The sequence below is a fragment of the Halolamina rubra genome (assembly GCF_000739555.1).
Classification (GTDB): domain Archaea; phylum Halobacteriota; class Halobacteria; order Halobacteriales; family Haloferacaceae; genus Halolamina; species Halolamina rubra.
In genome coordinates, this window is sequence record NZ_BBJN01000012.1 from 49,556 (window position 1) to 71,365 (window position 21,810).

Annotated in this window: 24 protein-coding genes and 2 pseudogenes; 14 read left to right on the top strand and 12 right to left on the bottom strand. The window is 71.4% G+C overall.

The window, feature by feature from the left end:
- Window positions 1-21: 21 nt before the first annotated feature.
- Window positions 22-774 carry an MBL fold metallo-hydrolase gene (locus tag ACP95_RS03735; protein ID WP_049979919.1) on the top strand — a complete coding sequence of 251 codons (753 nt, stop codon included), beginning with the start codon at window positions 22-24 and terminating at the stop codon, window positions 772-774.
- Window positions 775-776: 2 nt separating this feature from the next.
- The gene (locus tag ACP95_RS03740; RefSeq protein ID WP_237560394.1) at window positions 777-1,433 is read left to right on the top strand and encodes a DNA-3-methyladenine glycosylase family protein; all 657 of its coding nucleotides are present in this window, start codon (window positions 777-779) and stop codon (window positions 1,431-1,433) included.
- 33 nt (window positions 1,434-1,466) lie between these two features.
- On the opposite strand, the gene ACP95_RS03745 is transcribed toward ACP95_RS03740, so the two are convergent.
- From ACP95_RS03745 to ACP95_RS03760, 4 genes are all read right to left on the bottom strand, one after another.
- Window positions 1,467-2,099 carry a hypothetical protein gene (locus ACP95_RS03745; protein WP_049979920.1) on the bottom strand — a complete coding sequence of 211 codons (633 nt, stop codon included), beginning with the start codon at window positions 2,097-2,099 and terminating at the stop codon, window positions 1,467-1,469.
- A gap of 92 nt (window positions 2,100-2,191) precedes the next feature.
- Window positions 2,192-2,977, bottom strand: coding sequence for a helix-turn-helix transcriptional regulator (locus ACP95_RS03750; RefSeq protein WP_049979921.1), 786 nt, complete (start codon window positions 2,975-2,977; stop codon window positions 2,192-2,194).
- Window positions 2,978-3,045: 68 nt separating this feature from the next.
- A complete protein-coding gene (locus ACP95_RS03755) occupies window positions 3,046-3,702 on the bottom strand; it encodes a DUF4396 domain-containing protein (protein WP_049979922.1) in 657 nt (218 codons plus the stop codon).
- Between the two features lie 43 nt (window positions 3,703-3,745).
- On the bottom strand, window positions 3,746-4,138 hold the full coding sequence (locus ACP95_RS03760; RefSeq protein ID WP_049979923.1) for a CopG family ribbon-helix-helix protein: 393 nt from the start codon (window positions 4,136-4,138) through the stop codon (window positions 3,746-3,748).
- A 270-nt stretch (window positions 4,139-4,408) separates the two neighbouring features.
- Between ACP95_RS03760 and sdhC the strand changes: the two genes are divergently transcribed.
- The 4 genes and pseudogenes from sdhC (at window position 4,409) to ACP95_RS03780 (ending at window position 7,925) form a co-directional block, all read left to right on the top strand.
- Window positions 4,409-4,801, top strand: a complete 393-nt coding sequence (gene sdhC / locus ACP95_RS03765) for a succinate dehydrogenase, cytochrome b556 subunit (RefSeq protein WP_049979924.1) — start codon at window positions 4,409-4,411, stop codon at window positions 4,799-4,801.
- Window position 4,802: 1 nt separating this feature from the next.
- Window positions 4,803-5,171 carry a succinate dehydrogenase gene (locus ACP95_RS03770; protein WP_049979925.1) on the top strand — a complete coding sequence of 123 codons (369 nt, stop codon included), beginning with the start codon at window positions 4,803-4,805 and terminating at the stop codon, window positions 5,169-5,171.
- A gap of 2 nt (window positions 5,172-5,173) precedes the next feature.
- Window positions 5,174-6,067: pseudogene (locus ACP95_RS15145) on the top strand (succinate dehydrogenase/fumarate reductase iron-sulfur subunit); the annotation flags it as partial.
- A gap of 10 nt (window positions 6,068-6,077) precedes the next feature.
- Window positions 6,078-7,925 carry an FAD-binding protein gene (locus ACP95_RS03780; RefSeq protein WP_049979927.1) on the top strand — a complete coding sequence of 616 codons (1,848 nt, stop codon included), beginning with the start codon at window positions 6,078-6,080 and terminating at the stop codon, window positions 7,923-7,925.
- A gap of 79 nt (window positions 7,926-8,004) precedes the next feature.
- On the opposite strand, the gene ACP95_RS16010 is transcribed toward ACP95_RS03780, so the two are convergent.
- The 3 genes from ACP95_RS16010 to ACP95_RS03790 all read right to left on the bottom strand — a co-directional run bounded on the left by ACP95_RS16010 (window position 8,005) and on the right by ACP95_RS03790 (window position 10,335).
- Entirely contained in the window at window positions 8,005-8,163 is a 159-nt protein-coding gene (locus ACP95_RS16010) for a DUF7563 family protein (RefSeq protein WP_166623270.1), read from the bottom strand.
- 111 nt (window positions 8,164-8,274) lie between these two features.
- Window positions 8,275-9,576: a dihydroorotase gene (locus tag ACP95_RS03785; protein WP_049979928.1), complete on the bottom strand. Its 1,302-nt coding sequence runs from the start codon at window positions 9,574-9,576 to the stop codon at window positions 8,275-8,277.
- A gap of 24 nt (window positions 9,577-9,600) precedes the next feature.
- Window positions 9,601-10,335, bottom strand: a complete 735-nt coding sequence (locus ACP95_RS03790) for a lipoate--protein ligase family protein (RefSeq protein ID WP_049979929.1) — start codon at window positions 10,333-10,335, stop codon at window positions 9,601-9,603.
- 53 nt (window positions 10,336-10,388) lie between these two features.
- Between ACP95_RS03790 and ACP95_RS03795 the strand changes: the two genes are divergently transcribed.
- Window positions 10,389-11,309 carry a hypothetical protein gene (locus ACP95_RS03795; protein WP_049979930.1) on the top strand — a complete coding sequence of 307 codons (921 nt, stop codon included), beginning with the start codon at window positions 10,389-10,391 and terminating at the stop codon, window positions 11,307-11,309.
- A 40-nt stretch (window positions 11,310-11,349) separates the two neighbouring features.
- Window positions 11,350-11,838: a PaaI family thioesterase gene (locus ACP95_RS03800; protein ID WP_049979931.1), complete on the top strand. Its 489-nt coding sequence runs from the start codon at window positions 11,350-11,352 to the stop codon at window positions 11,836-11,838.
- An 82-nt stretch (window positions 11,839-11,920) separates the two neighbouring features.
- Here ACP95_RS03800 and ACP95_RS03805 read toward each other — a convergent pair whose 3' ends face one another.
- The 3 genes from ACP95_RS03805 to ACP95_RS03815 form a co-directional block, all read right to left on the bottom strand.
- A complete protein-coding gene (locus ACP95_RS03805; protein ID WP_049979932.1) occupies window positions 11,921-12,763 on the bottom strand; it encodes a CPBP family intramembrane glutamic endopeptidase in 843 nt (280 codons plus the stop codon).
- 2 nt (window positions 12,764-12,765) lie between these two features.
- A complete protein-coding gene (locus tag ACP95_RS03810; RefSeq protein ID WP_049979933.1) occupies window positions 12,766-13,158 on the bottom strand; it encodes a hypothetical protein in 393 nt (130 codons plus the stop codon).
- Between the two features lie 165 nt (window positions 13,159-13,323).
- Window positions 13,324-13,899: a cysteine hydrolase family protein gene (locus tag ACP95_RS03815; protein WP_049979934.1), complete on the bottom strand. Its 576-nt coding sequence runs from the start codon at window positions 13,897-13,899 to the stop codon at window positions 13,324-13,326.
- 88 nt (window positions 13,900-13,987) lie between these two features.
- Between ACP95_RS03815 and ACP95_RS16265 the strand changes: the two genes are divergently transcribed.
- The 5 genes from ACP95_RS16265 (at window position 13,988) to thiD (ending at window position 19,341) form a co-directional block, all read left to right on the top strand.
- A complete protein-coding gene (locus ACP95_RS16265) occupies window positions 13,988-15,637 on the top strand; it encodes an Hvo_1808 family surface protein (protein ID WP_049979935.1) in 1,650 nt (549 codons plus the stop codon).
- Between the two features lie 31 nt (window positions 15,638-15,668).
- The gene (locus ACP95_RS16275; protein ID WP_237560395.1) at window positions 15,669-16,118 is read left to right on the top strand and encodes a hypothetical protein; all 450 of its coding nucleotides are present in this window, start codon (window positions 15,669-15,671) and stop codon (window positions 16,116-16,118) included.
- Complete coding sequence (locus tag ACP95_RS03825) at window positions 16,013-17,002, top strand: Hvo_1808 family surface protein (RefSeq protein WP_237560396.1); 990 nt, start codon at window positions 16,013-16,015, stop codon at window positions 17,000-17,002. Before ACP95_RS16275 ends, ACP95_RS03825 begins: the two co-directional genes overlap by 106 nt.
- 87 nt (window positions 17,003-17,089) lie before the next feature.
- Entirely contained in the window at window positions 17,090-18,013 is a 924-nt protein-coding gene (locus ACP95_RS03830) for a sulfide-dependent adenosine diphosphate thiazole synthase (protein WP_082224553.1), read from the top strand.
- Window positions 18,013-19,341, top strand: coding sequence for a bifunctional hydroxymethylpyrimidine kinase/phosphomethylpyrimidine kinase (gene thiD / locus ACP95_RS03835; RefSeq protein ID WP_049979937.1), 1,329 nt, complete (start codon window positions 18,013-18,015; stop codon window positions 19,339-19,341). Before ACP95_RS03830 ends, thiD begins: the two co-directional genes overlap by 1 nt.
- Window positions 19,342-19,348: 7 nt before the next feature.
- On the opposite strand, the gene ACP95_RS03840 is transcribed toward thiD, so the two are convergent.
- Window positions 19,349-19,660: an AzlD family protein gene (locus tag ACP95_RS03840; RefSeq protein ID WP_202593767.1), complete on the bottom strand. Its 312-nt coding sequence runs from the start codon at window positions 19,658-19,660 to the stop codon at window positions 19,349-19,351.
- Window positions 19,647-20,405 (bottom strand): annotated as a pseudogene (locus ACP95_RS16020) (AzlC family ABC transporter permease). Before ACP95_RS16020 ends, ACP95_RS03840 begins: the two are co-directional and overlap by 14 nt.
- 133 nt (window positions 20,406-20,538) lie before the next feature.
- Between ACP95_RS16020 and ACP95_RS03850 the strand changes: the two are divergent.
- Entirely contained in the window at window positions 20,539-21,756 is a 1,218-nt protein-coding gene (locus tag ACP95_RS03850; RefSeq protein WP_049979938.1) for an iron-containing alcohol dehydrogenase family protein, read from the top strand.
- Window positions 21,757-21,810: the final 54 nt, after the last annotated feature.

Here is a 21,810-nt window from a genome sequence, read left to right on the forward strand (position 1 = left end):
GCAGGCGCCAGAGCCCCGGGTATGCGCGTCACGCTACTGGGCACGGGGAGCGCGATGCCCGTCCCCGACCGCGTCCAGACCGGCCTGCTGCTCGAACGCGACGACCGCGCGCTGCTCGTGGACTGCGGCGCCGGCGTCCTCCACCGCCTCTCGACGACGGACGTGGGCTACGAGGGCGTCTCGACGGTACTGCTGACGCACCACCACCTCGACCACGTCAGCGACCTGCTCGCGCTGCTGAAGGCGCGCTGGCTCGCCGGCGAGACCCACCTGGAAGTGATCGGGCCCGCCGGCACCAAGGCGCTGCTCGACGACCTGCTCTCCGTCCACGACTACCTCGAGGGGCGGGTCGACCTCTCGATCCGGGAGATCAGCACCGGCGTCGAGTTCGAGGCCGCCGGGTTCGAGATCGCGACCCACGAGACGGTCCACTCGATGGACTGTCTGGCCTACCGGTTCGCCGGAGGGGAGGACGGGGCGGAGTTCACCTTCGGCGCCGACGGCGAGGCCAGCGCGTCGATCGCCCGCTTCGCCGACGGCTCGGACACGCTGCTCCACGACTGCTCGTTCCCGGACGAGGTCGACGTGGACAACCACCCGACGCCGACCCAGCTCGGCGAGGCGCTGGCCGGGACCGACATCGACCGCCTCCTCCTGACCCACCTCTACCCCCACACCGAGGGGAAGCACGAGGAGATGATCGAGAGCGTCGAGCGCGCCGGCTTCGACGGCGACGTGGCGGTCGCCGAGGACGGGATGCGGTTCGAGGTGTGACCGTGGACGAGACAGCCACACCGTCGGAAATCGACCCGGAGGATGCCCACGAGCGCCTCAGCGAGGACGCGTACCTCGGACCGATCGCCGCCGAGGTCGGCCCCGTCTCGCTCGACCCCGCAGAGGACGCGTTCGAACGCCTGATCCGCTCGATCGTCAGCCAGCAGGTGTCGGTCGCGTCGGCGGCGGCCACCCGCGAACGCCTGCACGACGCCGTCGAGGTGACACCCGCGGGGATCCGCGCCGCCGACGACGAGCTGCTGCGCGACGCCGGCCTCTCGCGACAGAAGACGCGCTACGTCAACGAGATCGCGGACCGGTTCGCCGAGGAGGGGTGGAGCCGCGACTCGTTCGCCGGGATGGACGAGGCCGAGGTGCGCGCGACGCTGACCGACATCACCGGCGTCGGCCCGTGGACGGCCGACATGTTCCTGCTGTTCGTGCTGGGTCGGCCGGACGTGTTCCCCGTCGGCGACCTCGGCGTCCGCGAGGGGCTGAAGACGCTGGTCGACCACCACGGCGAGGACCCGGAGATGACGCGGGGGGAGATGACCGCGTTCGCGGAGCGCTGGGCGCCGGTCCGGAGCTACGCGGCGCTGTACCTCTGGCAGGTGGAGGAGGAGCTCGGCGAGCGCGTCGGCGACGTGGTCGGGGAGTGAGCGACGGGAGGGGACCACCTGCAGTACGGTCGCTCACCCGCCCGCCAGCCAGCGGTCGACGCCGACGATTCCTGCACCGAGCGCGGCGATGCCGAGGCCGAGCGAGACGATGTAGAGCAGTTGCCCCGTCGCCGGCTCCGTCGTCGTCGTGCAAGTCCCGGTAGCCGTCGTCGTCGACCCGCCGTTCGCCGCGGCGCTTCCCTGCCCCGTACAGCTCTCGGTCGTCACGGTCGGCTGGGCGACGACGCCCTGCGCGGCCAGCAGCAGGCCGATCACGAGCGTGCCGGCGGCGACGGCGTAGCCGAACTGGCCGAGCGTCCGCGTGTCGCTCCCATCGGCCGTCACCGGTCCCAGTCGGCTCCTCAGCACCCTGCCGAGTGCGGCGACGACGACCGCGAACAGGTAGAACGTCACGAGGAGGCCGGCGTCGAAGGCGAGACCCCGTGTCAGGGGGAGCATCTCCGCGACGGCGTAGGCGACGTGTTCCAGCCCGAGCAGGCCGTCGTAGAGCACGATGACGACCAGGTAGGGCGGAACGATCACCGGCGTGCCAGCAACTGGGGGATACAGGACGGGGAGGAACCACCCGCCGGCGAGGAGCGCGAACAGGGCGAGGGCGGTGCGGTCGACGAGGGCCGAGGCGACGGCGCCGGAGGGCTTCGCCATACGCCCCGTTCGTGCCGCGGGGGTATTACGACTCGCGTCGGCGGCGGTGACAGGGGCTGTCACCGCTCGCCGGTCTTTCGACTGCTTGGGCGCTACGCGGGGTCGAGGTCGCCGGGCGACTCGACCCGCCGGGCGTCCTCGCGGAGCGCTTCGAACGCCGACTCGGCCCACGCGAGCAGGTCCGGGTCGGTCCCCTGGAGGCAGGCCTGGAGGTGTCCTTCCGCGTACGCGCCGAGCAGGAGCGACTCCTCGCCGAGGGCGAGGCCGAACGGAATCTCGCCGTCGCGGACGAACAGGTCCAGGGGGCCGGCCCGGAGCACCGCCGCGAACTCCAGCGGCCCCAGTTCCTTCGCCCGCCGCGCCGTCGTCGTCGACAGCAGGAGCTCCGTCCGGACGCCGTCCAGCGCCAGCGCGGCGTGGGCCTCGTGGAACGCTCTCGAGAGCACCGGCGAGCAGACCCGGATTCGGTCGCCGTCCATCTCCCGGAGTTGCTCCGTGTAGGCGTGAATCGGTGCCTGCGGATCGGCCTCGGAGGCCACCACGAGGTCGGCGTCGGCCAGCAGTTCCGCCCCCGGTGCGTCTGCGGGATCGAGATGCGAGAGCAACGGGATGGATTCGCCGATCCGCCGCAACTGGCCGAGGTAGTCGGCGTGCGCGCGAGCGATCGAGTCGCCGGCAGCGGTGAGTCGGTAGCCGTCCTCGCAGTGGGCGACCCAGCCGCGACTCTCGAAGGCGGCGAGGTTGCGCTGGATGCTCCGGCGGGCGGGGTCGAGGTCGGCGACCAGCGTCGACGGCGACGCCGGCGCGTCGCGAAGGCGTTCGAGGAGGGCGAGCCGGTCCGGCGAGTCCGCGAGGAACCGGGCGGTGTCGTCGGCCATGCTCCGCGTCTCGGGGGCGAGCGAGAAAAGTCTCCGCGTGGTTCGGCCAGGTGTCGACGCCGCGTGCGCTACATCGCCGAGGGGTCGCCCATCCCCTCCTTCACGCCGGCGTGGAGCAGCCCGAGGTTGATCGGGAACGCCGCGAGGAACCCCAGCGAGAGCGACACCGCGAGCGACGCCCAGAACACCGGCTCGCCCATCGTCGCCTCGCCGGCGAGGTAGATGTCCGAGCCGATGGCGACGGCCTCCATCGCGACGATGCTACCGGACTCGCTGTACACCGCATCCGAGAGCGCCTCGCGGAGGCCGACGCCCTCCTGCAGCAGGGGGCCGACGGTGAACGCGACGCCGAAGGTGTACGCGAGCGTGAACGTGGTGGCGACGACGCCGACGGTGTTCAACAGCAGGATCCCGGCCGCGAGCGTGACGCCGAGCACCTCGCCGACGCCACAGCCAGAGTAGCAGTGCGCCGTCGAGCGCATCCCGCGGCGGACGAACGTGTCCTCGGGGATCTGGGTCCGGCCGCTGTACCAGTACACCGCGAGGCCGAGGACGCCGGAGTACAGCACCGTGAGCGTCCAGACCAGCTTCATCATCGACGGCAGCGCCCGGTTGTTCCGGCGCAGATCGAGCCAGAGCGCCCCCACGGAGACGAGGGAGACGGCGACCCACGCGAGCACCAGTTCCAGCGTCACCAGGTCGTGGAACGCCTGCTGGAGACTCATCGGGGACGAGTAGCCGACCCAGCGGTTTGGGCGTGACGGCCGGCTACCCCGTCGGCTGGAGGAACATCACGTTCACTCGCCCGACGGCGTCGAAGTCCCGGAGCGCGTGGACGAGTTCGCGGATGCGTCCGGCGTCGCCGGAACAGAACACCGTCTCCAGACACCAGTCGCCGTGGTGGAGGTGCTGGGTCGTCCCGATCACGTCCTGGTACTCGTGCTGGACGGTGTGGAGGTCGCCGATGACGAGCGTGTGCTCGTAGTCGAACGCCAGCGCCGCGACGGCGTCGCCGTCGATCTCGGCGAGCGTGGTGTGGCGCTCGACGTACTCCTGCATCGCCTCCCGGACCGCCCGCGAGCGCGACTCCATCCCCTGTTCCTGCCACGTCTCGTCGAACTCCTCCAGCACGTCGCCGGGAACGTTGAGGCTCGTTCGCACAGGTCGACTGCGCCGCCGGCACACTTAGCGATTGGCACACCCGCCACGTTCGCTGGTTCCGACCGCTGACCCTCTCCGCTTCCGTTTCCCCACCTCAACGAGTTCGTCGCCACCCCCTCGTCACTCGTACTGATCGTGCTGGGGGCTGGGTTCCTCTCGCGGCCCTCGAGCGGCCGGTTCCCGGCCGCGACACACGGGGAACACGTTCGGTCGACGGCGTGACCGATACGGCAAGTTCTATACCCCCTCCGAACCGAATCATCCTGTTACATGAGTCAGTCGTACGATCGAGGTACCGTCGAGGACTTCGGGCGGTGGCGCTCCTTCACCGCCGGCATGTGGGCGTGGCTGTTCCACAAGTTCACCGGCTGGGTCCTCATCGGCTACCTCTTCACACACATCGCCGTGCTCTCGACGGCACTGACCGGCGAGGCGGCGTACAACAACACTATCGTCGGGCTGGAGAGCCTCGCCATCGTGCGCCTGCTCGAGGTCGGGCTGCTCGCGGTGGCGGTGTTCCACATCCTCAACGGGGTCCGCCTGCTGTTCATCGACCTCGGGAAGGGGCTCGAGGCACAGGAGGAGAGCTTCTACGCGTCGCTGGTGATCACCGGCGCGATCACGATCGCCAGCGTCCCGACGTTCGTCTCGGGGGTGTTCTGAGATGGCCGAACACTACTCCTCGTTCGACCGCTCGGGCAAGAAGTGGTTCCTGCAGCGTGTCACGGCGGCCTTCCTGGTCGTCGTGCTCGCGTTCCACTTCTTCCTCCTGCACTTCGTCAACCACGCTGCCGACGTGACGTTCGCCGGCACGTCCGCCCGGATGAGCACCTGGACGTACTTCTCGCTGATGGTGCTGTTCCTGCTGACGGCGACGTTCCACGGCGTCAACGGCGTCCACAACGCGATCGTCCACCGGGACGGCGTCGACGGCTGGAAGCAGACCGCCGTGACGGCGGTGCTGGTCGTCGCCAGCCTGATCATGGTCGTCCAGGGGCTGCGAACCGCGCTCGTCTGGACCAACCTGTTCTAACAATGAGCACGCAAACCGAACCACCCGAACAAACCGACGACGAAACAGAATCGACGCCGGAGGCGGAGCCCGAACCGGAGCCCCGGAGCCCCGGCCAGCGCCGCCGGGACGAGAAGGCCGCCCGTGCCGCCGAGCGCGAACGCGAGGAAGCCGAGGCGGAACCGGATCTCGGCGACGACGCGATCACGCTGAAGGTGTTCCGCTACGACCCCGAGGTCGAGGGGAAGACCGAGCCGCGCTTCGACACGTTCCAGATCCCCTTCACGAAGGGGATGACCGTGCTCGACGCGCTGATCGAGGCGCGGGACACGTACGACTCCTCGCTCACGTTCCGGCACTCCTGCCGGCAGGCGGTCTGTGGCTCCGACGCCCTGTTCATCAACGGGCGCCAGCGCCTGGGCTGTCAGACCCAGGTCGCCGATCTCGACGGCGACGTGGTCCGGGTCGAGCCGCTGCCCCACCAGGACGTGGTGAAGGACCTCGTCGTGGACATGGAGCACTTCTACGACCAGATGGAGGCGGTCGAGCCGTACTTCCAGACCGAGGAGACGCCCGACGGCGAGCTGGAGGAGCAGTTCCAGACGCCGGAGAACCGGGAGAAGATCAAGATGTCCACCCGGTGTATCTGGTGTGGCGCCTGCATGTCCTCCTGCAACATCGCCGCCGAGGAGAACGAGTACCTCGGCCCCGCGGCGATCAACAAGGCCTACCGGTTCGCGATGGACGACCGGGAGGGCGAGGAGATGAAGGAGCACCGCATGGAGCTGATCGAACAGGAGAACGGCGTCTGGCGGTGCCAGACGCAGTTCTCGTGTACCAACGTCTGTCCGAAGGATATCCCGCTGACCGAGCACATTCAGGAGCTCAAGCGGGAGGCGGTCAAATCTAACCTGAAGTCTGGTAAGCATGAGAGAGTACGACGTCATCGTGGTCGGAGCCGGCGGCGCGGGCCTGCGTGCGGCGATCGCCGCACAGGAGGCCGGCGCGGACGTGGCGATGGTGACCAAGCTCCACCCCGTCCGCTCCCACACGGGCGCGGCGGAGGGCGGCATCAACGCGGCGCTGCGCGAGGGCGACGACTGGCACGACCACGCCTACGACACGATGAAGGGCTCGGACTACCTCGGCGACGCCCCCGCGGTGGAGGCGCTGACCCGCGAGAGTCCGAAAGAGACGATCCAGCTGGAGAACTGGGGGATGGCGTTCTCCCGCGACGAGGACGGGCAGGTATCCCAGCGGCCGTTCGGCGGCCTCTCCTTCCCGCGCACCACCTACGCCGGCGCCGAGACCGGCCACCACATGCTCCACACGATGTACGAGCAGGTGGTCAAGCGGGGGATCGAGGTGTACGACGAGTGGTACGTCACCCGCCTCGCCGTCAGCGACGAGGACGAGCCCGAGGAGCGCGACTGCCACGGCGTCGTCGCCTACGACATCAAGCGCGGCGAGATCGAGGGGTTCCGCGCCCGGGACGGCGTGATCCTCGCGACCGGCGGGCTGGGCCAGGTGTACGACCACACCACCAACGCCATCGCCAACACCGGCGACGGCGTCGCGATGGCCTACCGCGCCGGCGTCCCCATCGAGGACATGGAGATGATCCAGTTCCACCCGACGACGCTGCCGTCGACGGGGGTGCTCATCTCCGAGGGGGTCCGCGGCGAGGGCGGGATCCTCTACAACAGCGAGGGCGAGCGGTTCATGTTCGAACACGGCTACGCCAACAACGACGGCGAGCTCGCCTCCCGTGACGTGGTCTCCCGCGCCGAACTCAACGAGGTCAACAACGGCCGCGGGATCGAGGACGAGTACGTCCACCTCGACATGCGCCACCTCGGGGAGGACCGCATCCTCGACCGGCTGGAGAACATCCTCCACCTCGCGGAGGACTTCGAGGGCGTCGACGGCCTCGAGGAGCCGATGCCGGTCAAGCCCGGCCAGCACTACGCGATGGGCGGCATCGAGACCGACGAGTGGGGCGCGACCTGCGTCGGCGGGCTCTACGCCGTCGGCGAGTGCGCCTGCGCCTCCGTCCACGGCGCCAACCGGCTGGGCGGCAACGCGCTGCCCGAACTCGCCGTCTTCGGTGCCCGCGCCGGCCGCCACGCCGCCGGCGACGTGGACGAGGAGGCGAAGATCACCACCGGCTGGGACGAGGACAGCGAGGAGGGCGAGAACGTCTCGCCGGTCCCGCTCGGCGAGGCGGGCCTCCCCTCCGCGGAGAAGGGGGCGCTCGCCGACGGCGGGACGACCGCCGAATCCGCCGGCGACGCCGGCGTCGTCGAGGAGGCCGTCCAGGCCGAGCGCGCCCGCGTCCACTACCTGCTCGAGAAGGAGGAGGGGATCAACCACGCCGAGGTCCGCTCCGAACTGCAGGAGACGATGACCGAGAACGTGAACGTGTTCCGCGAGGAGGGCGCGCTGAAGGACGCGCTGGAGGACATCAGCGAGGCTCGGCAGGACTACCAGCACGTCACCGTCGAGGACCCCTCGCGCACGTACAACACCGACCTGATCCACACGATCGAGACGCGGAACCTGCTCGACGTGGCCGAGGCGATCACCGTCGGCGCGCTCGCCCGCGACGAGTTCCGCGGCGCCCACTGGCGCAAGGAGCACCAGGAGCGCAAGGACGACGAGTGGCTCAAGCACACGATGCTCTCCTGGAACGACGGCAGCCCCGGCCTCTGGTACAAGCCGGCCGTCCTGGAGGGCGAGGACAAGAGCTACGAGCCGAAAGAGCGGAGCTACTGAGCGCTACGCGTCGTTTTTACGGATCGTCGCGGGGAGCGCCCGCGACCGAACTGGTTCCGAGCCCCGTTGCCGTTTCCCGTCAGTTTCCTCGCGTCGAGCGCGCCGCGCGCACGTCGCTCCCGTCCCGAATCTTGTCCTCGCAGGAGGGACAGACCCGCGGCGTCTCCTGCCCCTCGGGTGTGAACACCCGGACGTACCGTCGCGTGACGAACGAATTACAGTTCTGGCATTCGGGCATCGTTCCTATTTATATGATTGTGCATGTAAAGCTTGCCTTGCGAAACCCTCTCAGCCGGGGCGGGCGCTCGCGCCGTCCGGCGGCGTCGACTCGCGACCCGCCCCCCGCGACTCACTCCCGAACGTTCCGTCCCAGCCCCGCGGTGAACCGGTCGCCCGCGCGACCGTCGTAGACGACGCTCCCGTCGACGACCGTGAGCTCGGGGAACACGGCCTCGTGTCCCTCGAACGGCGTCCAGTCACACTTCGTGTGGAGCGCGTCGGCGCGGATCTCCTCGGCGTCGTCGAGGTCGACCAGCGTCAGGTCGGCGTCGTACCTCTCCTCGACCCGCCCCTTGGCGTCGAGATCGAACCGATCGGCGGGGGTCGCGGCGACGAGTTCGACGACGCGTTCGAGCGTGAGCTCGCCCGTCCTGACCTCCCCCAGCAGCAGCGGGAGCATCGTCTCGACGCCCGGCACGCCCGAGGGCGCGTCCCAGAGCCCGACCTCCTTCTCGGCGGCGGTGTGCGGCGCGTGGTCGGTCGCGATCACGTCGACGGTGCCGTCGACGACGAGCTCGTACAGCGCCTCGCGCCGATCCTCGCTCCGCAGCGGCGGGTTCATCCGCCCGAACGTGCCGAGCTCCTCCAGATCCTCCCGTGAGAGCAGCAGGTGATGCGGCGTGACTTCCGTCGTCATCCCCGCCTCGGCGGCGTGTTCGGCGGCCTCCGGCGTCGACGTGTGGGCGACGTGGATGTCGACGCCCGCGTCCCCCGCGGCCTCGCAGGCGGCCTCGACGGCGGCGATCTCGCCCTCGGCGGCCCGGTACTGGCTCCAGAGGTCGGCGTTGGCGTCCCGGCCCTTCCCGCCGGCGTCGCCGTCGTGGGCCGACTCGTCGAACTCGTCGGCGTCCTCGGCGTGGACGGTGACGGTGATCCCGGCGTCGGCGGCCGCCGCGAGCGCCTCCTCGAACAGCGCCTCGTCGATCCCCATGTCGCCCGTCGAGTCGGCGAGGAACACCTCGCCCAGGGCGAACACCGGCCGGGAGAGCAGCGAGTCAGGGTCCCACTCGTCGTTGACGCCGCCGTTGAGGCCGTAGTTGACCGCGGCGTTGGCGGCGAACTCCGCCTTCTCGTCGAACGCCTCGCCGTCGACCGTGGGCGGCGTGGTGTTGGGCTGGTCGACGACGGTCGTGACCCCGCCCGCCGCGGCCGAGCGCGACCCGGTCGCCCACGTCTCCTTGTGGCCGTGGCCGGGCTGGCGGAAGTGGACGTGCACGTCGATCGCGCCGGGCAAAAGCGTCAGCCCGTCGGCGTCGACGGTCTCCTCGCCGGGCAGGGAGTGGAGCGACGCGGCGATCTCGGCGATGCGGCCCTCCTCGGTGCGAACGTCCCGGACCCGGCCGTCCGGGAGTTCGGCGTCGGTGATGAGCATACCTCCAGTGGGGAGGGGGCTCCCCTAAGCCTCCCGGCTGGGCCCCGTCGCCTCACGTAACGACGCGACCGATCGCTCGCGGCCGTCGACGATTGCGTCCTCCAGCGCCCGTGCGACGGCGTCGGGATCGCTCGGCCCGCCCGCTGCGGCGACGCTACCGACCGAGGCTGGATCGAACGCCACCTCGAGCGCGTCGTAGACGGGGTCGAGCACGTCCCGGACCTCGTCGCGGCCGTCGACGACCACGACGCCCGAGACCATCGCCGCGCCCGCGGTGACGCGCTGGGCGATCCCCGCGATTTTGCCGGGGCGGCGGTCCCCGTCGTCGGTCGAGCACGGCGCCTGCACCGAGTAGTCGCCGGGGCAGAAGGAGTCCGGCGGCTCGCCCCGTTCGGCGTCGACGCCCAGCGAGGCGAGCGCGTCGACGACGGTGTCGACGCCGGCCTCGTAGCGGTCGGTGATCCCCGTACGGCTCTCCTCTGTGGGCTCGAGCGCCGCGAACGCGACGGTCGTCCCCGTGTAGGCGACCGCGCGGCCGCCGACGGAGCGCTCGACCGGCGGGAACCCCCGCTCCCGGGCGGCGACGCGGGCGTCGTCGTACCCCGGCTCGTTCGCGTCCCGCCGGCCGAACGCGAGGTGGCGGTGGGGCGTCCACGCCCGGACGACGGGCGTGCCGTCCTCGGCGACCGAATCCAGCAGCTCGCGGGTCCGCTCCCGGTCGCCCTCGGGGGAGTCCGCCCGCCCGCGGATCACGCGCATGGGCGGAGTCGGGGTCCGACGTACCTAAGCGTGGCCGTCGCCACTCGCCCAGCATGCCCGCGGCCGAGCGCTCCCCTGTCCCGCTCCCCCCATCCCTCCTCGATCGCTACGCGCGGTTCTCCTGCTACAACTCCCCCTACCCCGCCCACGACCGCGGCTGTGCGGTCGACCTCTACCCGGACGACGGCACCGCCCCCGCACCGGTCCCGGGCGAGGTGGTCGACACGCGCACCGTCGCCTGCCCGGACCGCCCCTACGCCGTCGACGAGGACCACCTGATCGTCGTCGACGTGGCCGACGACTGGGCCGGCGGTCGCGGTGCCGAACTGCTCGCCCGCGTGCTCCACGTCGATCCGGGCGTCGACGCCGGTGACTGGGTCGCCGCGGGCGATTCGCTCGGGGAGTCGGTGCGCTCGGGCTTCTTCGGGCGCTGGGTCGACGACCACCTCCACCTGGGGTTCCGGCCGACTGAGGCGAACCCCTACCGCGCGTCGGGCTCGCTCCCCGTCGAGCCGGGCGTCGAGGTCGCGGGGACGCCGTGGGACGGCACGGGCACGGTCGTCGAGACCGGGCAGACGTACGTGCGGCTCGACGCGCCGGCCCACCCGGACCCGGGCTCGTGGGCGGCGCTCGCGGCCGAGGACGGCACGCCGCTGGACGGCGGGCTGGCGCACTACTCGGGCGGCGGCGCGTACGCGGCCGACGGCGTCGACGACGCGGCGTCGGCGGGGACCGTCTCGCTGCTCGGCACCGAGGTCGGCACGGCGGCGGCGCGGGCGGGCGCCGGCGCCGACGTGACCTGGGGCGACCTCGCGGTCCGCGTCGACGGCGAGCGTGCGACGGGGCTGTCGCTGTTCGCCTCCCGCGACGAGTTCGGCGCGAAGGTCGTGTTCCACGAGGGCCACGGGTTCGCCGTCGGCGACGCGGTCGAGGTGACGATCGCGCCGGCCGCGTCGTCGATCCGGCTGGGGTGAGTCCCGCCGGCTACTTCACCCGTCGCCGCGGAACGCCGGTATGACCGAGGACCTGTCGTCGCTGCCGGACGGCGCCGCCGACTTCATCCGCTACGCGATCGAGGAGGACCACGGCTACCTCTCCTGGCTCGGCACCGAGGTCGACGCCGTCGAGCGCGGCCGGATCGAGCTCACGATCCCGTTCGACGAGAAGCTCACCAACCCCGCCTCGAAGCCCACCATCCACGGCGGCGTCGCGGCGACGCTGGTCGACACCGCTGGCGGGCTGGCGCTCCGGCTCGCGGCCGAGGACCCGCTGGCGACCGACGTGGCGACGGTGAGCCTGAACGTGAACTACCTCCGGCGCGCGACCGGCGACCTGCACGCCTGCGCCGACGTGATCCGGGCCGGCACCACCATCGGCGTCAGCCGCGTCGACGTGACGAGTACCGTGCCGGAGCACGGCGACGACGACCGCGACTGGGGCGTCGACGAGGGGGAGGAGCGACTCGTGGCGACGGGCCAGCCCTCCTACCGGCTGTTCCGGTAGCGGTCGACCGTGGGTGTCGTTTTCCGCGTCGTACCGATCGTACCGAGTGGTCGATACGGTAACCTTCTGCCCCGGATGGTGGTCATCCGTCGTGATCCGGAGTTTCTGAACCGGCGCCCTGTCGTGGGTGGTGAGAGAGATGCTCGCCCCCGTACGTCGCAACGAGGCCGAGCGCTATCGCGACTAACAGTCCGGCAACCACCCACAGTGTGGTCACACTGACACCACCACGCAGGAACCATACGCTCGTCAGCCAAGCGTTGACTGTCCCGTGGAGCAGCACGACCAGGAGGAGACTCCCCCGGCTGCTGTTGTACAGCCAGGTGAAGATCACTGCGAGCGCGATCCCCTGAACCAGGAACGGGAGCGGCGAGAGTTCGACCTGAATCGCGCCCGGCACGAGGAACAGCGGCGCGTGCCAGGCGATCCAGACCACGCCGAGGAGGAGACTGGCAGTCAGGGCGCTGTACTCGGCCTGTAACCGAGGCAGTGCGAACCCGCGCCAGCCGATCTCCTCCAACCCACCACCGATCAGCACGTTGGCGACGATCGACCCGACAAACAGCGGAAGCAGATCCACCGTCGGGGGTCTTGTCGATACGTCGTAGACGACGGCGTCGACGACCAGTGCCGCTGCCACTACCGCCCCGGGAAGCAGGACCGCAACGGCGTACCACCGCGGTTCGACACGCCAACGTACCAGCCTGGCGAGAAGCCGCCGAACCGCAGGGCGGCCACCCGTGAGACCGACCACGACGACCGCCGCGATCGGGGGACCGAGCCCACCGAGGAGCCACAGTCCCCCGGCCGGATTGATCCCCGGTTCGAGATCGAACACGGCGAGCATCCCCCACGCGGGCCACGAGATCGCGACCGTCAGGAGGACGAACGCGAACAGTGACCGGCGGTCGTTCTGCCGTTCCACGATCAGTCCGCTCCGTTCCGGCCGTCGCCGTGATTACTGGTCGGGCCCCGAAGGTACGCAACCGCGGCAACGACGACTGCGACGACGATAGAGACGATTATCGCGGTCGTTACGCCGACGTTCACGACCCACCCGAGGGCGACCAGGCCGACGAGGAACGCGACGCCGAAGGCGGCGAAGGCGCCGGCGACACGTCGACGGCCCGCCGGGGCGTCGTCGGCCAGTCCGAGATACACCGCGCCAGTAGTGAACACGCCGGCCGCGAGGCCCGCGGGGATTCCGAGGAACAGCGAGAACTCGATCCACGACCCGGCGAACTCGGTGACTGCCACCCCGACGACGAGGAAAACCGCGATACCGGACAGGAGCGCTCCGACGAGTGATTTGTACTCCATCACTACATATTCTCTCCTTGAACGTATAAACTAACGCCACTTTCTCGGCGGGAAGGTGTTCTGCGACCCGGAGCGACCCTCGACGGGCCCCGCACAGGAAAGACACAGCGTGCAGTCCACTGACCCGCGTTCGCGGCACAGGACCGTCCCGAACCGCGCTCGCTCCTACTCCCCCTCGAACCCCACGTTCTCCAGCTCCGTCACCTCGCCGAACAGCCAGTCGGCGTGGTCGACAGCGTACTCCTTGTGGTCCTCCTCGATGTACCCCAGCGCGTCCTCGACGAGCACGGGCTTGTAGTCCCGAAGGCCCGCGCTGCCGGCGGTGTGGAGCACGCAGACGTTAGCGAGCGTCCCGCAGATAAGCAGGTCGTCGACGCCGTGGCTGTCGAGGTACGCCTCGAGGTCGGTCCGGTAGAACGCGTCGTACGTGTGTTTCTCGACGACGTGATCGTCCTCGCGCACGTCGAGCTCGTCGTGGAGTTCGGCGTCCCACGTCCCCTCGACGACGTGTTCGCCCCAGCGCTCGAACTCGTCGTAGTAGTGGTTCCCGTCGAACTGCCCCTCCGGGTGGGTGTCCTTCGTGTACACGACGCTCGCGCCGGCGTCGCGGGCGCGGGCGACGAGCTCGCTCACCGGCTCGATCGCCGACTCGCTGGCGGGCGCGAACAGGCTGCCGTCGGGGTGGCAGAACCCGTGCTGCATGTCGACGACGACCACCGCGGTACTGTCGGGCTCGTACATGTCGCCCCGTTGGACCGTCGACGCCTTAGCTCCCGTGGCAGCCTCCCCTCGCCGCGGTCTTTTTGCGTGGTCGGTCCCATGTGGGGCTATGCGACGAGTCTCCGCGGTTTTCGCCGTCGCGGTCGTCGTCCTCGCCGGGCTCGCCCCCGCCGCGGCGGCCGCGCCCGCCGCGCCGACAACCGCCGACGCGGCCGTGGCGTCGGCCGGTGTCGACGCGACGACACAGGCGACCAACGACAGCGCGCCGCCGGACCCCGAGAGCGACCGGCTCGGCTGGGAGGACGGCTACTGGCACAACGAGAGCATCGACGTCGACCAGAGCGACGGGATCACGCAGGCGGAGCTCAACGCCACCATCGCGCGGGCGAAAGCCCGCGTCGAGGTGATCCGGGGCGTCGAGTTCGACATGGACGTGCCCGTCGAGATCGTCCCGCGCTCGGAGTTCGCGAACTCGTCGTCGAACGTCTCCTACAGCGACGCCTACCGGACGTTCGACAACGCGACGTACGAGGCGCTGTTCCTGATCGGCGAGGAGACCAGCTCCATCGAGACACAGCAGGCAAACCGCGGCGCCTCGGTCGCGGGCTACTACAGCCCGAGCGCGGACTCGATCGTGCTCGTCACCGACAACGAGAGCAGCCTCCAGGTGGACGAGCTCACGCTGGGCCACGAGCTCGTCCACGCGATGCAGGACCAGGAGTTCGACCTCACGAACTTCAGCAGCCGGACCCGCGACGGCGCTAACGCCAACAGCGGGCTGATCGAGGGCGACGCCAACTACGTCCAGTACCGCTACGAGGAGCGCTGTGGCGAGGGCGGCGTGTGGAACGGCACCTGCCTCAGCCCCGACACGGGCGGGAGCGGTGGCGCGGCGCCGCCGAACATGGGCGTCTACTTCCTCAACTACCAGCCCTACAGCGACGGGCCGGCGTTCGTCGCCGAGCAGAAACGCGAGGGCGGCTGGGAGCAGGTGAACGACCTGTACGACGCCCCGCCGGAGAGCGCCGAGCAGGTGATCCACCCCGAGCTGTACGGCGAGGACCCGCCGACGGAGGTCGAGCTCGCCGACCAGCACGCCGGTGACTGGGAGCGCGTCCGCCCCGACCGCCGCCCCGACTACGCCGAGGTGGGCCAGTCGGGCGTCGCCGCGATGTTCGCCTACCCGCTGTACGCCGACTCGGGGAGCGTCCAGCGCTACGCGAGCGACGTGGTCGGCCCGACCACGTGGCTCAACTACACCGAATCCGGCGAGGTCAGCCGCTTCGACCCGCTGAACTACGGGTTCGACGCCGCCGCGGGCTGGGACGGTGACCGCCTCCACGTCTACCGGAGCGCCGACGGCGAGACCGGCTACGTCTGGCGGCTGGTCTGGGACAGCCCCGCGGAGGCGACCGAGTTCCGCGGCGCCTACGAGTCGCTGCTCGCCTACTGGGGCGCCGAGCAGGTCGGCGAGGACACGTACCGCGTCGCCGACGGCGGGTTCGAGGACGCGTTCCACCTGACCGTCGAGGGCGACACGGTGACCGTCGTCAACGCGCCGACGGTCGACTCCCTCCCGGCGGTGCGCGAGTCGGCCGATCCGGGGGTCGCGACGCCGGAGCCGACCGAGACCGCGGCGCCGGGCGAGGAGACGCCGACGGCGACCGAGGAGACGACGAGCACCGAGGCCCCTGGCTTCTCGGCGGTCGCCGCGCTGCTCGCGGTGCTGGGCGCCGCGCTGCTGTTCGGCCGTCGGTAGCTCTTTTCCCCTCGCCGGCGCATCCGTCCGTGTGAGAGTTCGCCTGCTCGCCGTCGTCTGCTGTCTGGTGCTCGCGGGCTGTGCCGCGCCGGCGGCGCCGTCGCCGACCCCCGGGGAGGACCGGCTCGGCTGGGAGGACGGCTACGCCGCCACCGATTCCGTCGCCGTCGACGCGAGCGACGGGCTGAACGAGTCCGAGCTCGACGCCGTCGTCGCCCGGACGATGGCCCGCGTCGAACTGATCCGCGGGCTGGAGTTCGAGGAGACGGTGCCTGTCGAGGTGATCTCCCGCGAGGAGTTCCGGAACGGCTCCAGCCGCGACACGACGTCGACACGGCCGCCGAGCGCGCCCGCGAGCAGCGCTACGAGGCGGCGATGCTCGTCGGCGAGGACCGCACCGTCGGCGGCGCGTTCGGCTCGATCTACGGCGGCTCCGTGCTTGGCTACTACTCGCCCGGCGCCGACCGCATCGTGCTCGTGAGCGACAGCGAGACGCCGACGGTCGACCGCGCGACGCTGGCCCACGAGCTGATGCACGCGCTCCAGGACCAGCGCCTCTCGCTGCTGGGCGGCGCCGCCAACCCCGACGAACGAATGGCCGAGACCGGCGTCGTCGAGGGCGACGCCAGCTACGTCGAGGCGCAGTACGAGGAGCGCTGCGAGGCCGAGTGGGACTGCATCGACCGACCGAGCGCCGGCGGCGGCGCCTCGATCGCCGACGAGAACCTCGGGCTCTACCTCACCGTGTACGCCCCCTACAGCGAGGGGCCGACGCTGGTCCACCGGACCCGCCAGCGCGGTGGCTGGGCCGCGGTGGACGACCTCTATACCCGCCCGCCCGAGTCGAGCGAGCAGCTGATCCACCCCGAAGACTACCCCCAGGATCGCCCGGCGAGCGTGGTCGTCCCCGACCGCTCGACCGCCGAGTACGACCGCGCGAGTGCGACGCGGCTGGGCGAGGCGACGCTGTTCGCGATGCTCTGGCAGCAGCGCGCGATCGACCGCGGGACGCTGGGAGAGAACCCCGGCGCGTACTCCGCGTACAACTACTCCCACCCCGCGACGGCGGGCTGGGCGGGCGACAAGCTGGTGCCGTACTTCGACGCCGATAGCGACGACCCGTCGATGGACGGCTACGTCCTGAAGACGCGCTGGGAGAGCCAGCGCGACGCCCGGCAGTTCGCGCGGGCGTACCGCGGCATGCTCACGGAGTCGCTGAACGCGACCGCCGAGGGCGAGGGCGTCTACCGCGTTGAGGACGGCTCGTTCGAGGACGCGTTCCGCGTCACCCGTGACGGGAAGACGGTTCGGATCGTGAACGCGCCGACCGTCGACGCGCTGGACGAGGTCCGGCGCGGCGACTGACGCCGACAGCCGTTCGTTTTCGACGCGTTCGACCGGGGAGCCCTCCGACGGCAACGTTTAACTACTCAGTAGTACCACGTAGTAATGATGTCCTTCGACGGCTTCACCGACGCGAGCGAGGCACAGGTCACCCGCGCCATCGCCGACGAGTGGCACGACGAGTTCATGGCGTTCACCGACAGCGAGGTGGTGATCGTCGGCGGCGGCCCCTCCGGGCTGGTCGCGGCGAAGGAGCTCGCCGAGCGCGGCGTCGACGCCACCGTCGTCGAGAAGAACAACTACCTCGGCGGCGGGTTCTGGCTCGGCGGCTTCCTGATGAACAAGCTCACCGTCCGCGAGCCGGCCCACGAGGTGCTGGACGAACTCGGCGTCCCCCACGAGGAGAGCGAGGAGGCCGAGGGGCTCCACGTCGCCACCGCGCCCCACGCGAGTTCGGCACTCATCGAGGCCGCCTGCGACGCCGGCGCGCGGATCCAGAACATGACGGAGTTCACCGACGTGGTCGTGCGCGAGGACCACGAGGTGTCGGGCGTGGTGCTCAACTGGACGCCGGTCCACTCGCTGCCCCGCGAACTCACCTGCGTCGACCCCGTCGCGGTCGAGGCCGACCTCGTGATCGACGCGACGGGTCACGAGGCGGTCGTCGTCTCCAAGCTCCACGAGCGTGGCGTGATCGACGCCCCCGGGATCGAGGAAACCGGCGAGGCCGGGATGGACACGACCGCCGACGGCGAGTACGGCGCGCCCGGCCACGACTCGCCGGGCCACGACTCCATGTGGGTCGGCGAGAGCGAGGACGCGGTCGTCGAGGAGACGGGCAAAATCCACGACGGCCTCGTCACCGCCGGGCTCGCGACGGCGACGACCCACGGGCTGACACGGATGGGGCCGACGTTCGGCGCGATGCTGCTCTCCGGGAAGAAGGCCGCCCAGGTCGCCATCGACGAGCTCGGCCACGACGCCCCCAGCGTCGGGATGCCGGGCGCCCAGCCCGGCCCCGCCGACGACTGATGGCCCGCCCGGTCGCGCTCACCGTCGCCGGCTCCGACAGCGGCGGCGGCGCCGGCGTGCAGGCGGATCTGAAGACGATCGAGGCCCGCGGCGCGTTCGGCGCCTCGGCGATCACCGCGCTCACGGCCCAGAACACGACCGGTGTGCGGGCCAGCGCCGCCACCGACCCGGAGATGGTCCGTGAGCAGATCCGCGCGGTCGCGTCGGACCTCGGCGTCGACGCGGCCAAGACGGGGATGCTCGCGAACGCCGAGGTCGCCCGCGCCGCGGCTGCGGAGCTCGAGGCGGCCGAGTTCCCGGTCGTCGTCGACCCCGTCGTCGTCGCCGAGAGCGGCGATCGACTGCTCTCCGAAGCCGGGGAGGCGGTGGTCCGCGAGGAACTGATCCCGGAAGCGACGCTCGTGACGCCGAACGCGCCGGAGGCGGTGCTGCTCACGGACGTGGCGATCGAGACGCCGGCGGACGCGGTCGCGGCCGGCGAGGCGCTCCGGGAGCTTGGCGCCGACGCCGCGCTCGTCACCGGCGGCCACCTCGACGGCGACGCCGTCGTCGACGTGTTCGTCGGCGACGAGGTCCGGGAGTTCCGCTCGCCGCGCGTGCCGGACGCGAACAGCCACGGGGGCGGCTGCACGCTCTCGGCGGCGATCGCGGCCGACCTCGCGCGGGGGGTCGAGCTCCGCGCGGCGGTCGCGAACGCCGAGTCGCTGCTGCAGCGTGCGGTCACCCACGGCCACGATCTCGGCGACGGCACGGGGCCGGTCCACCACCTCGCGGGGGTCCGTGCACGCGCCGACGCGCCGCGTGCGCTCCGCGAGGTGCGCGAGACGGTTCGGGCGTTCGAGACGCCCGCGATGGCACCGCTGATCCCCGAGGTCGGCACGACCGTCGCCGTCGCCCCCGGGACGGCGATCGAGCCGGCGGACGTGGCGGCCTGCGAGGGCCGGCTCACCCGGACCTCCACCGGCGTGCGCGCCCCCGGCGGCGCCGCGCTGGGCGCGTCGAGCCACGTCGCGCGCCTGCTGTTGGGCGCCCGCGAGCACGACCCGCGCGTCGCGGCGGCCTGCAACCTCCGGGCGAGCGACGCGGTTAGGGAAGCTATCGAGAACGAGCTGACGGTCGCGACGGTCGATCGGACCGAGGAGCCCGACGACGCCGCCGGCACGATGGACTGGGTCGCCGAGCGCGTGCTGACGCGGCGCGACGGCGACGCCCCCGACGCCATCGTCGACGACGGCGCCCACGGGAAGGAGCCGATGGTCCGCCTGCTCGCCCCCGACGCCGCGACGCTGCGGGAACGAGTTCTGAGACTGGCCGATGCGGTGGCGTAGTGCGGGGTCAGATCACCGCCCGCGTCAGCACGACCACCCCCATCCCGCCGACCAGCGCGGCCAGCAGGCTCCCGGTTTTCCGGGTGAGCAGCACCACCGTCGCGCCGCCGAGCCAGGCGGTCGGCCCGCCCGAGACCAGCTCCGGGCCGACGATCGCGACGATGATCGCGCCGGGCAGCACCGAGAGCCCGGCTTCGAGCCGGTCCGAGGGGTCGACGTGGCCCAGCAGCCAGAACCCGCCGGCCTTCGTGAGGTACGTCAACAGCGCCATCGCGGCGACGACGCCGACGACGAGCGGGTCGAGCTCAACGACCGACACGGGCCACCTCCACGAGGCTGCCGGCGACGCCGCCGGCGAGGATGTACCACCGCCCGGGGAGCGCGTCGGCGGCGACGACCGCGACGACCAGCGCGACGAGCCACGGCAGCAGCGTCGACTTCCCCTCCCAGAGCTGGGTGGCGATCGCGAGGAACACCGCCGTGAGGACGAAGTCGAGCCCGTAGCGGCTCGGGTCCTGGATCGCCGCGCCGACGTTCGCGCCGACGGCCGTCGCCCCGACCCAGAACAGCCACGCGGCGATCCCGCTGCCGACGAGGAACGCGCCGTCGCCCCCGCCGTCGGTGAGCTCGCCCATCGTCAGCGCCCACGTCTCGTCGATCAGGAAGAACACGCCCCCGTACGCCTCCCGGACGCCGAGCCGGGCGAACCAGGGGCGCAGCGCCGCGCCCATCAGGACGTACCGCGCGTTGACGACGGCCGTCGTCGTCAGCACCGCCGCGATCGGGATCGGGTCGGCCTAGAGCTCGACCGCGATGAGCTGGGCCGCGCCGGCGAACACGGTCGCGCTCATCAGCGTCGCCTCCGCCGCGCTGAGCCCCTGCCGTGCCGCGACCATCCCGAACGCGACGCCGTAGCCGCCGACGCCGGCCGCGACCGGCAGACAGCGGACGAACCCCTCGCGGAGCCCCGCCGCGGAGAACGTGACCCGGTCGTCGGCCCCGGCGGCGCCCTCCCCGGTGTCCGCGGCCGCGAGTGGCTCCCCGCTGTCGGTGTCTCTCGCCATCACGACGTGGTTCCGGTCGGGGCCTCCTAAGCCCTCCGTGTCCGGCGGTCCGGGCGCGGTTTTCGTGCCCCTGCAGCGGCGGCCGCGTGTCGGTTCGGCCGGGGTTGATGTGGCTCGCCGCCGACGGGCCGGTATGACCGACAGCTCCCACCGCGAGTTCACGCTCGACTACGACCCCGGCGAGATCCGGTTCGGCCGCGGCGCCGCCGCCGACCTCGGTGAGCTGCTCGCGGGCCGCGGGCTCGCCTCGGCGCTGGTGGTGACCGGCGCGAACGTCGGCGCCAACCGCGACGTGATGGGTCCCGTCGAGGAGGGGCTCGGCGACTCCCTCGCCGGCGTGTTCGACGGAACCACGCCCGCGAAAACTCTCGGCGCGGCGCTCGAGGCGGCCGAGCGCGTGCAGGCCGAGGGGATCGAGGCGATCGTCGCGGTCGGCAGCGGATCGAGCCTCGACACCGCGAAAGTCGCGAGCGCGCTCGGGAGCTACGCCGACCCCGCGGCGGCCGCCGAGCACGCGCTCTCCTCGGGGTCCGTACCGGTCGCCGACGACGGCCGGCCGACGCCCGTGATCGCCGTGCCGACGACGCTCGCCGGCGCGGACCTCTCGGTGATCGGCGGGGTCGGCCTGACGCTCGAGTCCGACGCCGACCCAAGCGAGATCCCGAGCGGCGGCGTGAGCAGCCGCCGGCTGATGCCGACGGCGCTCTGTTACGACCCCGAACTGTTCGAGACGACGCCGCGCTCGGTGCTGACCGCGTCGGCGATGAACGGGTTCGACAAGGCCGTCGAGTGTCTGTACTCGCCCCACGCGACGCCGATCACCGACGGCACCGCGAGCCGCGGGCTCTCGCTGATGCAGTCCGGTTTCGGGGCGCTGGCCGCCGACGAGCCGGACCCCGCCGCCGTCGACGACGCGGTCGCGGGCGTCGTCTGCGCGCAGTACGGCATCTCCACCCCGGGCGCCTACCGCGCGTCGATCGTCCACGCGTTCGGCCACGGGTTCTCGAACGACTACGACGCCCACCAGGGGACGGTCCACGGCGTGCTCGCGCCCGCCGTGCTGCGCTACGTGTTCTCGGAGATCGACGGCCGGCGACGCCTGCTCGCGGAGGCGCTGGGCGTTGCCGGCCCCGAGATGACCGACGACGAGCTCGCCGAGGCGGTCGTCGACGCCGTCGCGGGCGTCCGGGACGATCTGGGCCTCCCGGACCGGCTCCGGGCGATCGAGGGGCTCGACCGCGAGCACCTGCCCGAAATCGCCGAGATCATCCACGACGACAGCCTGTTCGCCGAGGCGCCGGTCCGGCCCTCGGTCGCGGAGATCGAGGACGTGCTTGAGCGCGCCTGGTAGGCCGTCGCGGCGGCGCGACGCGGGGAACGACCGACTTTTGGCCGCGCTGGCGGA